Origin of the sequence: Streptomyces sp. P17 (genome assembly GCF_032436805.1) — a bacterium.
Taxonomy (GTDB): Bacteria; Actinomycetota; Actinomycetes; order Streptomycetales; family Streptomycetaceae; genus Streptomyces.
Genome location: NZ_JAVRBF010000005.1, coordinates 167,836 through 181,475 on the forward strand (window position 1 = coordinate 167,836; position 13,640 = coordinate 181,475).

Genomic DNA, 13,640 nt, shown 5'->3' on the forward strand with positions numbered 1-13,640 from the left:
TCAGCTCCTGCGGTTGCCGCCGACCAGGGCCTTCGCGGCCGGTATACGGATTTCGTAGCCGCCGTGCAGGGCGGCTGTGCCTCCGGGGGACAGGTTGACCCGCCACACGCGGGTGCCCGGGGTGTGGTCATCGGGGCCCGCGCCGTCGTCGGGCACCGTCCAGTCGGCCCGTTCGTCGATCCGCACGTCCGGATCGGAGGTGACCGGCACTTGTTCTCGGACCTGGACGCAGACGGGCCGGGCGAGCCGGTTGGCCAGATCCACCTGTACGCGGTGGTCCAGCACGGTGATGTTGTTGCGCAGGCCCGCCGTCGACTCGTTGAGGTGCGTGCGCCGGGTGACCTGGACGCCCTCCGCGGGCCCGAGCCCCATCCGGCGGATGCCGCCGGGTGCGAGCGTGGGCAGCGCGGCGGTCAGCAGGAAGTCGTCGTCGACGGTGACCTCCACCGGGCCGGCCAGCAGCGCCTGGTCGGTGGCGTTGGAGAGCACGAGCGTCCCGTACACCCGCTGCTCCAGGGACGGGACGCACAGGTACTCGGTACGCAGGCCGACAGGGATCTCGCCGATGGTGACGGTGTGCCAGATGCCGTCCGAGGGGATGTCCGCGCGGGCGACGGCGTCGTAACGATGGTCGAAGGAGCCCGCCGACTCACGGGGCCGGACGGCATGCCCGGGCAGCGCCAGCGACGCCACCGCTTCGGCGCGACGGCGGTGTTCGACCGTCACCGGGTCGAACGGCGCGTCGGGGAACAGACGGCCCCTGCGGCCGGCGGGCTCGTCGGGACCGCTGAGGTGGAGAGCGGCGTAGTCGAGCTCGTCGCTGGTGGGCCGCGGCGGACCGGTCACCGGCGCCGGTGGCGGCGGGGCGGGGGCCGGTGGCATGGCGGCGGGCGCGGGGACCGGCGCGCCGCCTGTCCGGGGACGGCCGAGTTGCTGCGGTGGCGCCTGCGCGAAGGCGGGCATTGCGTGGTCGACCGCTTCCGTCTGTGGCATGCGGGCGCTGCCCGGATCGGCGGGCCGCGCGGGCGCTCCGCTGTACGGCGGCGCCGTCGGGGGGACAGGAAGTGGAGGCGGGACGGGGCCGCCGACGACGATCGGAGGCGCGGCTGCGACGGCGACAGGTGCGGCGTGGGATCGCGGCTGTGGGCGCGGGCCTGCCGCGTCGTACCCGGTGAACAGGTCGGCCAGGCCCGCAGGGGGCTCCCGCCAGCCGGATGGCGCGGGGACGGGCTGACGGCGGCCGATCCGGAGGGAGTGCAGCTTCGGCAGATCGGTGCGGCGCCGCAGATCGGCGGTGGCCAAAGCGATGCGGACCCCGGTCCAGTCCTCCCCGGTGCGCTGCGCGATCGAGGCGCGCAGCACCAGGCTGCCCGAGTCCGCGCTCTGACGGTAGGCCAGTTGGTAGGCCGGTACCCAGACGGCGCCAGGAACCCCGTACTCCAGCTCCAGTTCCACCTCGCCTGCTCCGTCGAGGGTCAGGACGGCGCAGACTGTGGTCGCGACGTGGGTGGAGGGCGTGTCGGTGGAACGCCGGGCCAAGCGGTCGGCTGCGACGGTGAGTTCGTGCTCGACGTGCCGGAACTCCTCCTCCAGCCCGGCGAGGCGGCCGTGCAGGGTCGTCAGCCGTTCCTCCACGAAGCCGGCGAGTGTCAGCCACGCTTCGGCGGGGGTGCGGCGATGCGGATCCTCACGTTTGCGCGGTGGTGGAACCGGGCGCAGTTCCGCGATCTCCTTGATGCGAGCGAGAAGGCGGTCGCGGCGCTCTCGCACCGCGTCATACGCATCGCGCAGCCGCTCCACTTCCTGCCGCAACTGGTCGGAGGAGTCGGTGCCGGACGGCTCGGCGTCCACTTCCACCCGCACCTCGGTGACACGCACACCGCTGTCGCCGACCACGCGAGCACGCAGGGAACCCGGGTCCATCGAGCGAGGCAGTCCCGTGACCCGCACTCGCCCCTGCGGCGGCACGGAGCCCCGCGCCAGCCGACTGCACAGCGCACCCTGCGCATACACCGCGACCGCATCGAGGGCCGACGCCCACCGCGGTGTCTCCTCGGACTTCATACGTTCCGCCCCCGTCATGTCCGTGCCCGGCGAAGCCTAGCGCCCGCGGCGGGCACGCCTGAAAGTCTCCCCCGGCCTGCCCACTTGGGCCGATGCCGGGCATCGTCGTGGCGCCGGTGTGCCTGCTCGGCGGCGCCGTCGAGCCCCGGAATCGTGATCACCGGCTCGTTCGTCAGAGCTTGCAGAAGCCCGAGGACTGCAACGCCTCGTTGATCTTCGCGGCCTGCTCTTCCGTGGTCGTCACGTCCTTGTACGTGAACCGCTGCGCGGCGAGATAGTCGAGCATGCCCGCGCCACCGTTGATCGCCGAGCACTGATTGCGGGCCGCGTCGATCGCCTCGTCCTCGTACCGCACGACGTCCGGGGCTGCAGATGCCAGGGTGTCGAGGAGGGCCTGGCGGTCGGCGCCGGTCGGTGCGGGTGGGATGCCGGCGGCGGCGAGAGCGTCGTCCTTCTCCTTCTGAGAGACCTCACTCGCGGTGGTTTCCGGTTCGGAGCTGGGCTGGTCGGTGCTGCCGGAGCAGGCCGTGAGCGCGCAGACGAGCGCGACGGTGGCGGCAGCGGCAGCGGCAGTGCGGATGCGCATGGTTCCCCTTGAGCACGGTGACGGACCGGCATCATCGCGCTGGTGGCGGTCGCGCAGTAGGGGTGTGGCGGTTCTGTGACTTTCCGTTACCTGTCAGGCAGCGCGCCCCGAAGGTCCGGCGACCAACCGTCAGGGCAGGCGTAGGTGAACCGAGCGGCGACCGTTCTGTGGGTCGGCGAGATGATCTGAAGCTCGGCCCGTGCCGGGCGCTGCCCCTTGCTCATCCCCGCCCGACGCCTCCCGCGCGGCGAGTCCGCCAACCGGGGTGGCGCGGACGGAAGTGTCGGCCCCGACCGACAGATCGCAGTCGTCGACGCTGCCAGGCGGGACGACGACAGCGGCCGTCCTGATGACCGCGAGCGGCAGGACGGCAGAGGTCGTCCCAGACCGTCCGCGCCCTCTCGACCTCTCTGCGGAGGGCGCCGCGACGGCTCTGTCCCGCACGACCGGATGTCCGGCCTGCCGGTGATCGGAAAGAGAACAAAGCCATAACGGCAGGCAACTGATGGGAGGTTGGAGAGGTCTAGTCCGCCATGAAGATCTCTTTCCTGATCCACAATGCCTACGGCATCGGGGGCACGATCACCACGACCTTCAATCTGGCCCAGGCGCTGGCCGGGCGGCACGATGTGGAGATCGTCTCGGTGTTACGGCATCGGGAACGCCCGAATTTCGCCCTGGACCCGAGGGTTTCGCTACGACCGCTGGTCGATCTGCGCAAGGAGAAGGACCATCCGCAGCATCTGAGACCTGCGCGAGTGTTCCCGGCCGCCGAATACCGTTACCAGCAGTACAGCGAGTTGACCGATCAGCGGATCGGTGAGTGCCTGGAGGCAACCGACGCCGACGTGCTCATCGGCACTCGCCCCGGGCTCAACGTGCACCTGGCGTTCCAGGCCCCGCGTCACGTAGTCCGCGTCGGGCAGGAGCACCTCACCCTCGACAACCACTCACCGTCGCTGCGCACGGCGTTGCGCCAGGCCTACCGGCAGCTCGACGTGCTCACCACAGTCACGGAGGCGGACGCCGACGCCTACCGGCGCAAGATGCGGTTGCCCGGCGTCAGGGTGGAGGCGCTGCCCAACAGCGTCCCCGATCCGGTGCTGCCTGCCGCCGACGGCCGCGCGAAGGTGGTCGTCGCGGCTGGTCGGCTGGTTCCGGTGAAACGTTACGACCTGCTCGTCGAGGCGTTCGCCCGGGTAGCCGCCGAACACCCGGACTGGCAACTGCGGATCTACGGAAAGGGGGAGGAGCAGGCCCGGCTGCGGCAGCTCATCCAGAGCCTCGGCCTGTGCGACAACGTCTTCCTGATGGGTGCGGCCGCCCCGATGGAGGCGGAGTGGGTCAAGGGATCGATCGGGGCGGCCGCGTCCAATTTCGAGCCGTTCGGCATGACCATCGTCGAGGCGATGCGCTGTGGACTCCCCGTGGTCAGCACCGACTGCCCGCACGGACCGGGCGAGATCATCAAGGACGGGGTCGACGGCCGGCTGGTGCCGGTCGGGGACCGTGAAGCGCTCGCCGACGCTCTGCTGGAACTCGTCGGTGACGACGAGCGGCGCCGCCGGATGGGCCGTACGGCCATGGAGAACGCGCAACGCTTCGCCCCGGCCCCCGTCGTGGAGCAGGCCGAACGCCTGATCGGCGAGGCGATATCGGCGAGAAGGGACGGGCGGCCGGTCGCACCGGAACGCGACCGGATGCATCGCGCCCTGATCAGCCGGGGCTTCGCCGCGCGAGACGCCGCCCATGCCGCGGCCGGCAGTGTGCTGCGCGCGGTACGGAGGGGACAGCGATGAACCGGGAACACGGTACGACACAAGACACGCAGCTCCGTGTCCACTGCACGGCCGAAGCGGACGGCCGAATCACCTTCGGCCTTCCCCCACTTGAGGCATCGGATTCCCCGTCGGCTCAGCTGCTGCTGCGGTTGCGCTCCAAGAAGGGACAGCCCGGGGAAATCCTTCGCGCCCTCCCCCTCGAAGCGGTGGACGACGGTGGCCGGCGCGCAGTCCTGGAGGCGCAGCCCCCTCTCGCCGAGGGACGGTGGGACGTGTACCTGCTTCCCGAACCAGGAGCGCCGCGACAGCGGCTGCGTCCCGGGCTGCGGGACCTGCGAGCCCTGGTCGACGGACACACCCGCGACTGGCCGTCGCCGGTGGCCGTGCGGGTTCCGTACACCACCAAGGACGGCTATCTCGCGGTACGGACATGGCTGCGCACCGCCCAAGCCGAGGTCGAGGGCATTGAGGTGACGGACCGGTCGATGACGGTCAAGGCGCGGTTGCATGGCGCCACTCTCTCCGCGGGAGCCGTCGTACGACTGCGTGCGAGGGGTGCCGACGGCGTGGTACGGACCCAGGAGCCGCAGGCCGCGAGCTCCGGCCGGGGATTCGCCTTCACCGTGGACTTCGAAGAGTTGATCGCTGTCGATACCACCGGAAACCGCGTCTGGGACATCAGCGTGCGGACGGGACCCGCCGAGGGCTCGCTCCTCGTCCGTGTCAGCCGTCTGTTCGACGATGTCGCGGACCGCAAGGAGATCTTCGTCTATCCGTCGGCCAGGGTCGGCGGTGTCACCGTGCGTCCCTACTACACGGTCGACAACGACCTCTCCGTGGAGGTGACACCTACCGAGTGACCACGCCGGATGCCGGCGCTCGGCCGAGGGCTGCCGAGGGAGCCAACCGCCGTACCAGGGCGAGCGACGAAGGCGCCGGGTGAGGATGGCGAAGAGACCATTTCATGATCCAGAATGATGGGATGGTCACGCTTGAGACTCCCCGTTTGATCCTGCGTCGCTGGCGCGAGGAAGACATCGCGCCCATGGCTGCCATCCATGCCGACCCCGAGGTCATGCGGTGGATCCGTGACGGCAGCGTCCGTGACGAACAGCAGACTCGCGACGGCGTCCAGGGGTGGGAGAGTGAGTGGGAGGCACAGGGCTTCGGCCTGTTCGCCGTGGAGATCCGGTCCACTGGCGAGCTGGCCGGGTTCACCGGCCTTTCGGTGCCCCACTTCTTGCCGGAGGTGCTGCCGGCGGTTGAGGTCGGCTGGCGGCTGGGACGGTCCCACTGGGGGCAGGGCTTGGCCACCGAGGCCGCTGTGGCCGCTGTACGGTTCGGATTCGAGGAGCGAGGGCTGAAGCGGATCGTCAGCATCACTCAAGTGGGCAACGACGCCTCCGAACGGATCATGACCAAACTGGGGATGCATCCGGTTCGTGAGACCGTCAATCCCACCCGCGGTCGGCGAGTACGGGTGTTCGAGTTGTCGTCGGACCAGTACGGCACAGTCCCTCGTTGATGGCGGCAACGAAGGACTGTGGCCTGGTCGCGGACGACGAACCTGGCGGTAGCTGGTGGCCACGGCTCGATGTCTCTTGAGGCGATTGATGTCGCACTGAGCGATCTCGGCTCGGGTGAATTCGGTTGTTCAGCGGGCGTCTTGCTGCAAGGCCTCCCGCAGTCGCAGCAGTTCATGGTGTCGGCGCCGCGCCCGTACCAGGGCGAGCACCGCGGCGGCGGTGAGGACGACGCCGCCGGCGGCGGTGGCCACCAGGTCGGCGGCGCTGCCCCGGACTGCGGCCAGTGTCAACCCGGCCACCGCCGTTGCCACGGTCGCCGCAAGTGCGATCCAGCCCGACAGCACCCGGTCCCGGGCGAACAACGGCCGGCGCCTGCTCAGCACCCAGGCGGCGAAGACGGCCCAGGCCAAACCGATGGCGATCAGGCCGGCGAAGACGGCTTGGGTACGGGCAGGCAGCCGACACACAGACAGTCGGCATTCCGGTCAGAAATGTTCACGGCATCATGAGCAATCCGCCGAGACACCGGTGGCAGAAGCTCCGAGGTGGCGCCTGACCAGCGCACTGAGGACTCTGGTGACATGAAGGCGGGTCTGTCAGGGGCCGATGGCACCCTGCTCGGACGGAGTGGCCCGGGATATCAGCCGCCGGACGATCCCGTGTCACGAACCGAGATCATCCCATGACTGACGACCTGGGGAGCAATGACCGGTGACGGTTGGTGGGTCAGGGCCGCGAGACGTTGAGCGGCAGATTTCGGTGGAAGACGGCCATGGCCCGGCCGGGGCCGTTGTAGTCGTCGACGATCTTCGTGTCGAAGCCGAGGCTGCGATGGAAGGCGATCGAGCCGGTGTTCTCGATGGACGTGATCGCCTTCAACTGCCGTGCACCGTGACGCTCCGCTGCTTCAGCGAACGCCGTGTACAGACGACGTCCGAGACCGGTGCCACGGGCGTCGTCCCGCGTGGCGATCAGATGCACGTACCCGGTGCCGTCCGGGGTGACGAACCCGAAGATGTACCCGCGGATTCCGTCGTCGGCCCGGGCCACCAGGCAGGTGGAACCGAACTCCTGCACCAGGGCCAGAAGGTGCAGCGACCGAAGGTCGCGTTCGCCCCAGTAACGGGGGTGATCAGCCAGGACCTGGTGGAAGTCGGCCACCGCGGCCGGTGCGATGTGTATCCCCATGATGACGATCATGGCAGGCGCCTTGGCCGTTGCCGACGAAGGTCCGCACGGGTGGGGCAAGTGGCGACGCAGGAAGCCTGGTCCCGTGCGGCCTCAGGCCGCCCGTGAGCCGGCCTTGCGTGAGCGGCCGGGCGAGGACCGCGGGCGGGCTGTTGTGCCGGACCCAAGCAACGCCTGGTCTTCGTCGGTCGGCTCCTGGTCACGCCGGTGCACCTGCGCCTGGACTGCCGCACGCTGCTGCACCAGCCGACCAGCCGGGCCAACACGTCCCGAACCCCATCGCTCCCAAAGCCGCAGGATCTGCTCGCGATACGTCCTACGACGACTCGCGCACCACCAGCTCCGTCGGCAGCGTCAACTGCCGCCCGGCCGGGGCGGCTTCGGTGATCTCGTCCAGCAGGATCCCGGCCATGGTCCGGCCCAGTTCCTCGACCGGTTGACGGACCGTGGTGAGCGGCGGGTTGGTGTGGCGGGCGAGGACGGAGTCCTCGAAGCCGACGACGGCGACATCGCCCGGCACCTGCCGTTTCTGGCGGCGCAGTTCGCTCAGGGCGCTGACGGCCATCAGGTCGGACGCGGCGAAGACGGCGTCCAGCTCCGGCGCACGTTCAAGAAGCGAACGCATTGCCCGGCGCCCGCCCTCTTCCGTGAAGTCGCCCACCTCGACCAGTCGTTCGTCGGCCGGGACCCCCGCCTCCTCATGGGCGGCGCGCCAGCCGGCGAGCCGGCTGCGGCCCACGTCCATGTCGAGCGCGCCGGTGATGGTGGCGATGCGGCGCCGGCCGCTGCCCAGCAGGTACCGGACGGCGGCGGCGGCGCCCCCGGCGTTGTCGGAGGTGACGTAGCTCAGCCGCTCGTTCTCGTCGCGGCGCCCCGCCAGGACCGTGGGCAGCCCCATCTCCTCCAGCATGCCGGGCAGTTGGTCGTGGGCGTGGACCGAGACCAGCAGCACCCCGTCGACCCGGCGGGTCGCCACCGACGCGGTCAGCTGGTCCCGTTCGGACTGGTCGCGGACGAGCATCAGCTGGAGCTGGGTGCCGGTCTCGGAGAGCGCGCCGCTCACGCCGCGGATGAGGGCGGCGAAGAAGGGCTCCGAGCCGAGCCGGCTCTCCGACTCGGGGATCACCAGTGCCACCGCGTTGGTGCGGTTGGTGACCAGTCCGCGGGCGACGGAGTTGGGGACGTAGTCCAGTTCCTTGATCGCGGCCAGGACCCTGGCCCGCGCGTCGGCACTGACGAGTTCCGAGCCGTTGATCACGCGGGACACCGTCGTTCGCCCCACCCCTGCACGGGCGGCGACCGTCTTGATCGTGGGACGGCGGTTCCCTGTCATGTGCTCCTCCCGGCAGCAGCCGCGGCGGCCTCGGCCGCGGACGTGACCAGCGGCAATTGTGGCAGACGCGGTGCCCGGGTCAGCACCCCTGCCGCGATCACGAACCGAACACCGGACCGGGCTTCCGGTGACGAATTGTTTTCAAGTTATTGACATAGCCGATCCCTGCCACGAGTCTTCCATCCACTGGTGGGCACGTTCCCACCTCTTGATGGGAACGTGCCCACCGACAAAACGCCCACCCCGTCGTCGCGGAACCCGCCGCTCCGGTGCGCCGGCGCCGTCGCTTGGAGGAAGAAAACATGGCAATCGTTCGAAGGTCCTCGCGCACCACGGCGCTCGCGGTCGTCGCGTCCGCCGGTGCGCTCGCGCTCGTCGTCGGCTGCGGAGGCAGTGACGACTCCGTGACGGGCGGTGGCAAGAAGGACGGCAAGACCGTCATCACCATGGGCATGTTCGGTGTGATGGGCATCAAGGAAACGGGCCTCATCGAGCAGTACGAGAAGGAGAACCCCGGCGTCGACATCCAGGCCGAGGTCGCCGGTGACGAGCAGACCTACTACACCGCCCTCCAGACCAAGCTCGCCGCGGGCAACGGCCTGAAGGACATCCAGGGCATAGAAATTGGTAGGGCCAAGGAAATCACCGACACCCAGGCCGACAAGTTCGCGGACTTCTCCGACGTGACCGGCACCGACCACTTCCTGCCGTGGAAGCAGTCCCAGATCACCACCGCGGACGGCAAGGTGCTGGGCCTGGGCACCGACATCGGCCCGATGGCCGTCTGCTACCGCAAGGACTACTTCGAGCAGGCGGGCCTGCCCACCGACCGTGAGGAGGTCGGCAAGCTGTGGGAGGGCGACTGGGCGAAGTACGTCGAGGTCGGCAACACGTTCAAGAAGGACTTCAAAGGCGACAAGGTGGCGTACATGGACGCGGCCAGCGGCCTGTTCAACGCCATGGTCTACGGCCAGTCGGAGCAGTACTACAACGAGCAGGGCGAGCTGATCTACGACAAGAACCCGGCCGTCGAGGAGGCCTGGAACCTCGCCGCCGACGCGGCCGAGGACGGGCTGACCGCCAAGCTCCGCCAGTTCCAGCCGGGTTGGGACCCGGGCCTGGCCAACGGCACGTTCGCCACGGCCGTATGCCCCGCCTGGATGCTCAGCCACATCAGCGAGAAGGCCGGCGAGGCGAACAAGGGCAAGTGGGACGTGGCCCGGGCGCCCAAGGGCGCCAACTGGGGAGGCTCCTTCCTCGGTGTGGTGGAGAAGAGCCCGGTGAAGGAGGAGGCCAAGAAGCTCGTCGCCTGGCTGACCGCGCCGGAGCAGCAGGCCCACATCTTCAAGAAGATCGGCAACATCCCGTCCTCGCAAGAAGCACTGGAGAGTGCCGATGTGAAGGACGCCACCTCGGAGTACTTCAGCAAGGCCCCGATCGGTGAGATCTTCGGCGCCGCCGCTCAGGAGATCCCGGACAAGCAGGTGCTGGGCCGCAAGGACGGCACGATCAAGGACACCTTCTCCCAGGGCCTGGCCCTGATCGAGCAGGGCACCTCGCGCGACAAGGCGTGGGACACCACCGCGGAGCGCATCGAGAAGGCGGTCGGCTGACCCGCCGCCCCTCCGGCCGCCCGGGCCCGCCCGCACCGTCGGCGGGCCCCGGGCCCCGGCTTCCCTGTCTGCTCTCAGGAAGGAACTCCGGTGGCGACCTCCACCACCAGCGCCCGGGCGGATCTCGCCGAACCGGGCGGCAACGGCACCAACCGGCGGCGCAGCGCACTGCTTCACCGGCTGGACGTCAAGGGCGCGCCCTACGCTTTCGTCGCGCCGTTCTTCGTCATCTTCGCCGCGTTCAGCTTCTACCCCCTGATCTACACCTCCTGGATCTCCCTGCACCGGGTGGAACTGGCCACCCTCGACGTCATGGAGTGGGTGGCGTTCGACAACTACGTCGAACTCTGGGGCGACTCAAGGTTCTGGAACGCGCTCCAGAACACGATCACGATCGGTGTCATCTCCACCGTGCCGCAGCTGCTGATGGCGCTCGGCCTGGCGCATCTGCTCAACTACAAGATGCGCGGCTCGCTGTTCTTCCGCGTCGCCTCGCTCGTGCCCTACGCCACCTCGGTCGGCGCCGCCGCCCTGGTGTTCACGATGCTCTTCGAACGCGACTTCGGGATGATCAACTGGGCGCTCGGAGTGGTCCATCTGGACCCGGTGGACTGGGAGGCCGACAAGTGGCCCGCCCAGGTCGCGATCTCCACCATCGTCATCTGGCGCTGGACCGGCTACAACGCGCTGCTCTACCTGGCCGCGATGCAGGCCATCCCCGCCGAACGGTACGAGGCCGCCGCCATCGACGGCGCCTCGCGGTGGAAGCAGTTCACCCATGTCACGGTGCCGGGGATCCGCTCCACCATCGTCTTCACCATCGTGCTGTCCACGATCGGCGCGACCCAGCTGTTCGGCGAGCCACTGATCTTCGGCCAGGGCCCCAACGGTGTGACCGGCGGTGCGGACAACCAGTACCAGACGCTGGGTCTGCTGCTGTACGAGGAGGGCTGGCGGAACTACCAGATGGGCCGCTCGGCGACCATCGCCTGGGCGATGTTCCTGGTCCTCATCGTCGTCTTCGTGGCGCAGCGCCTGATCACACGCCTTCGCAACCGTACGTCCTGACCAGGAGTCGCCAATGACCACAGAAAGCCTCCCGGTCCGGACGGACGCCCCGGCCCGGACCCCCGCCGAGAAGACCGCACGCGGTGGCCGCCGGTTGCTGGGCCAGCGCGCCGGACGCCAGCACCACGCGGGCCCGCTCTCCTACATCCTGCTCGCCGTGATGGCGCTGCTGTCGATCTTTCCGCTGTACTGGACGATGGTGGCGGCCTCCACCGACAACACCCGCGTCAGCCAGACACCGCCACCGTTCCTGCCCGGCCCGAACCTGTTCAGCAACCTCGCCCGCGCCTGGGACGAGGCGGCGATGGGCAAGGCCATGATCAACAGTCTGATCGTGGCCGGAGTCATCGCGCTGTCCACGGTGTTCTTCGCGACGCTCGCCGGATTCGCCTTCGCCAAGCTGCGGTTCAAGGGCCGCAACATCCTGCTCATGCTGGTGATCGGCACCATGATGGTGCCGCCGCAACTGGGCGTCGTACCGCTGTTCATGATGATGTCCGAGCTGGGCTGGTCGCAGGAGCTGCCCGCCGTCATCTTCCCTACGCTGGTGAGCGCGGTCGGCGTGTTCTTCATGCGGCAGTACCTGTTAGAGGCGCTGCCCGACGAGCTGGTCGAGGCGGCGCGCGTGGACGGCGCGCACTCGCTGCGGATCTTCTGGAGCATCGTACTGCCCGTCGCGCGTCCCGCGATGGCGGTCCTCTTCATGATCACGTTCGTGCACGCCTGGAACGACTTCTTCTGGCCGTTCGTGGTGCTCGACATGACCAACCCGACCGTCCCCGTCGCCCTCACCCAGCTCAGCGCCGGATACATCCGCGACCAGTCCCTGATCATGGCGGGCGCGCTCCTCGGCACGCTCCCGCTGCTGGCGATGTTCATCGTCTTCGGCCGGCAGATCGTCAGCGGCATCATGGCGGGCGCGGTGAAGGGCTGACCCTCCCCTTCCCACTTCACCCCACTTCATTCGAAAGGACATACGTGGTCACCGCAGCACAACAGCAGACCGCGTCCGCCCCGGACGCCTCCCGTACCTTCCCGAAGGGCTTCCTCTGGGGCACCGCGACCGCCTCCTACCAGATCGAGGGGGCCGCCGGCGAGGACGGCCGCACCCCGTCCATCTGGGACACTTACGCCCGCACCCCGGGCCGGGTCCGCAACGGCGACACCGGTGACATCGCCACCGACCACTACCACCGCTGGCGCGAGGACGTCGCCCTCATGGCCGAACTCGGCGTCGGCGCCTACCGCTTCTCCCTCGCCTGGCCACGCATCCAGCCCACCGGCCGCGGACCCGCCGTGCAGAAGGGACTCGACTTCTACCGGCGTCTCGTCGACGACCTGCTCGACAAGGGCATCCAGCCCGTCGCCACCCTCTACCACTGGGACCTGCCCCAGGAACTGGAGGACGCGGGCGGCTGGCCCGAACGCGCCACCGCGGAGCGGTTCGCCGAGTACGCGGCGCTGGCCGCCGACGCCCTCGGCGACCGAGTGCGTACCTGGACCACCCTCAACGAACCCTGGTGCAGCGCCTTCCTCGGCTACGGCTCCGGAGTGCACGCCCCCGGCCGCACCGACCCGGTCGCCGCGCTGCGCGCCGCCCACCACCTCAACCTCGGCCACGGCCTGGCCGTACAGGCGGTGCGCGAGCGCGTCCGTGCCGACGCCCAGATCTCGGTCACCCTCAACATCCACCACGTACGCCCCCTCACCGCGGCCGAGGCCGACATCGACGCCGCCCGCCGCATCGACGCGCTGGCCAACCGGGTCTTCACCGGCCCGATGCTGCGCGGCGCCTACCCGGAAGACCTGTTCAAGGACACCGCCACCCTGACCGACTGGTCCTTCGTGCGCGACGACGACCTGGAGACGGCCCACCAGCCGCTGGACTTCCTCGGCGTCAACTACTACTCGCCCACCCTCGTCTCACGGGCCGACGGCACCGGCACCCACACCTCCGACGGGCATGGCAGAAGCGAGTTCAGCCCGTGGCCGGGCGCCGACGACGTCGCCTTCCACCAGTCCCCGGGCGAGACCACCGCCATGGGCTGGGCCATCGACCCGAGCGGTCTGTACGAGCTGCTGCGCCGGCTCTCGTCCGACTTCCCGCAGCTGCCGCTGGTCATCACCGAGAACGGCGCGGCGTTCGACGACTACGCCGACCCCGAGGGCAACGTCAACGACCCGGCCCGGATCGCCTATGTACGCGACCACCTGGCCGCCGTGCACGACGCCCTGCGCGACGGCTCCGACGTACGCGGGTACTTCCTGTGGTCACTGCTGGACAACTTCGAGTGGGCACACGGATACAGCAAGCGCTTCGGCGCTGTGTACGTGGACTACCCGACCGGGCGGCGCATCCCCAAGGCCAGCGCCCGCTGGTACGCCCAGGTGGCCCGCACCGGCGTCCTGCCCGGCGCCTGACCCCGACCCGGTGCGGCACCTCATCGCCTGCCTCGCACGGGTGCCGCACCCCGGCCCGGG

General features: G+C 69.5%; 12 protein-coding genes. 7 read left to right on the plus strand and 5 right to left on the minus strand.

Going from position 1 to position 13,640, the window contains the following annotated elements:
* Both RMT89_RS05080 and RMT89_RS05085 read right to left on the minus strand, forming a co-directional pair.
* Positions 1–2,064, minus strand: coding sequence for a DUF4139 domain-containing protein (locus RMT89_RS05080; RefSeq protein ID WP_315882688.1), 2,064 nt, complete (start codon positions 2,062–2,064; stop codon positions 1–3).
* A gap of 172 nt (positions 2,065–2,236) precedes the next feature.
* Positions 2,237–2,650: a hypothetical protein gene (locus RMT89_RS05085; RefSeq protein ID WP_315882689.1), complete on the minus strand. Its 414-nt coding sequence runs from the start codon at positions 2,648–2,650 to the stop codon at positions 2,237–2,239.
* 533 nt (positions 2,651–3,183) lie between these two features.
* Here RMT89_RS05085 and RMT89_RS05090 point away from each other — a divergent pair.
* The 3 genes from RMT89_RS05090 (at position 3,184) to RMT89_RS05100 (ending at position 5,956) form a co-directional block, all read left to right on the plus strand.
* Positions 3,184–4,449 carry a glycosyltransferase family 4 protein gene (locus RMT89_RS05090; RefSeq protein WP_315882690.1) on the plus strand — a complete coding sequence of 422 codons (1,266 nt, stop codon included), beginning with the start codon at positions 3,184–3,186 and terminating at the stop codon, positions 4,447–4,449.
* Entirely contained in the window at positions 4,446–5,291 is an 846-nt protein-coding gene (locus tag RMT89_RS05095) for a transferase (protein ID WP_315882691.1), read from the plus strand. The genes RMT89_RS05090 and RMT89_RS05095 overlap by 4 nt, the downstream gene beginning before the upstream one ends.
* Before the next feature lie 122 nt (positions 5,292–5,413).
* Complete coding sequence (locus RMT89_RS05100) at positions 5,414–5,956, plus strand: GNAT family N-acetyltransferase (RefSeq protein ID WP_315882703.1); 543 nt, start codon at positions 5,414–5,416, stop codon at positions 5,954–5,956.
* A 129-nt stretch (positions 5,957–6,085) separates the two neighbouring features.
* Here RMT89_RS05100 and RMT89_RS05105 read toward each other — a convergent pair whose 3' ends face one another.
* From RMT89_RS05105 to RMT89_RS05115, 3 genes are all read right to left on the minus strand, one after another.
* The gene (locus RMT89_RS05105) at positions 6,086–6,424 is read right to left on the minus strand and encodes a hypothetical protein (protein ID WP_315882692.1); all 339 of its coding nucleotides are present in this window, start codon (positions 6,422–6,424) and stop codon (positions 6,086–6,088) included.
* A gap of 259 nt (positions 6,425–6,683) precedes the next feature.
* Positions 6,684–7,157: a GNAT family N-acetyltransferase gene (locus RMT89_RS05110; protein WP_315882693.1), complete on the minus strand. Its 474-nt coding sequence runs from the start codon at positions 7,155–7,157 to the stop codon at positions 6,684–6,686.
* Positions 7,158–7,461: 304 nt separating this feature from the next.
* Entirely contained in the window at positions 7,462–8,478 is a 1,017-nt protein-coding gene (locus RMT89_RS05115; protein ID WP_315882694.1) for a LacI family DNA-binding transcriptional regulator, read from the minus strand.
* A 302-nt stretch (positions 8,479–8,780) separates the two neighbouring features.
* On the opposite strand from RMT89_RS05115, the gene RMT89_RS05120 reads away from it, so the two are divergent.
* The 4 genes from RMT89_RS05120 (at position 8,781) to RMT89_RS05135 (ending at position 13,580) form a co-directional block, all read left to right on the plus strand.
* The gene (locus RMT89_RS05120) at positions 8,781–10,091 is read left to right on the plus strand and encodes an ABC transporter substrate-binding protein (protein WP_315882695.1); all 1,311 of its coding nucleotides are present in this window, start codon (positions 8,781–8,783) and stop codon (positions 10,089–10,091) included.
* 90 nt (positions 10,092–10,181) lie between these two features.
* Positions 10,182–11,159, plus strand: coding sequence for a sugar ABC transporter permease (locus tag RMT89_RS05125; protein ID WP_315882696.1), 978 nt, complete (start codon positions 10,182–10,184; stop codon positions 11,157–11,159).
* A 13-nt stretch (positions 11,160–11,172) separates the two neighbouring features.
* Entirely contained in the window at positions 11,173–12,093 is a 921-nt protein-coding gene (locus RMT89_RS05130) for a carbohydrate ABC transporter permease (protein ID WP_315882697.1), read from the plus strand.
* A 44-nt stretch (positions 12,094–12,137) separates the two neighbouring features.
* Positions 12,138–13,580 (plus strand): GH1 family beta-glucosidase, encoded by a 1,443-nt coding sequence (locus RMT89_RS05135; protein ID WP_315882698.1) that lies wholly within the window; start codon positions 12,138–12,140, stop codon positions 13,578–13,580.
* Positions 13,581–13,640 lie beyond the last annotated feature (60 nt).

Coding starts and splice junctions, on each gene's coding strand:
- RMT89_RS05080 (WP_315882688.1), bottom strand. CDS start 2,064: ATGAAGTCCGAGGAGACACCGCGGTGGGCGTCGGCCCTCGATGCGGTC.
- RMT89_RS05085 (WP_315882689.1), bottom strand. CDS start 2,650: ATGCGCATCCGCACTGCCGCTGCCGCTGCCGCCACCGTCGCGCTCGTC.
- RMT89_RS05090 (WP_315882690.1), top strand. CDS start 3,184: ATGAAGATCTCTTTCCTGATCCACAATGCCTACGGCATCGGGGGCACG.
- RMT89_RS05095 (WP_315882691.1), top strand. CDS start 4,446: ATGAACCGGGAACACGGTACGACACAAGACACGCAGCTCCGTGTCCAC.
- RMT89_RS05100 (WP_315882703.1), top strand. CDS start 5,414: ATGGTCACGCTTGAGACTCCCCGTTTGATCCTGCGTCGCTGGCGCGAG.
- RMT89_RS05110 (WP_315882693.1), bottom strand. CDS start 7,157: ATGATCGTCATCATGGGGATACACATCGCACCGGCCGCGGTGGCCGAC.
- RMT89_RS05115 (WP_315882694.1), bottom strand. CDS start 8,478: ATGACAGGGAACCGCCGTCCCACGATCAAGACGGTCGCCGCCCGTGCA.
- RMT89_RS05120 (WP_315882695.1), top strand. CDS start 8,781: ATGGCAATCGTTCGAAGGTCCTCGCGCACCACGGCGCTCGCGGTCGTC.
- RMT89_RS05130 (WP_315882697.1), top strand. CDS start 11,173: ATGACCACAGAAAGCCTCCCGGTCCGGACGGACGCCCCGGCCCGGACC.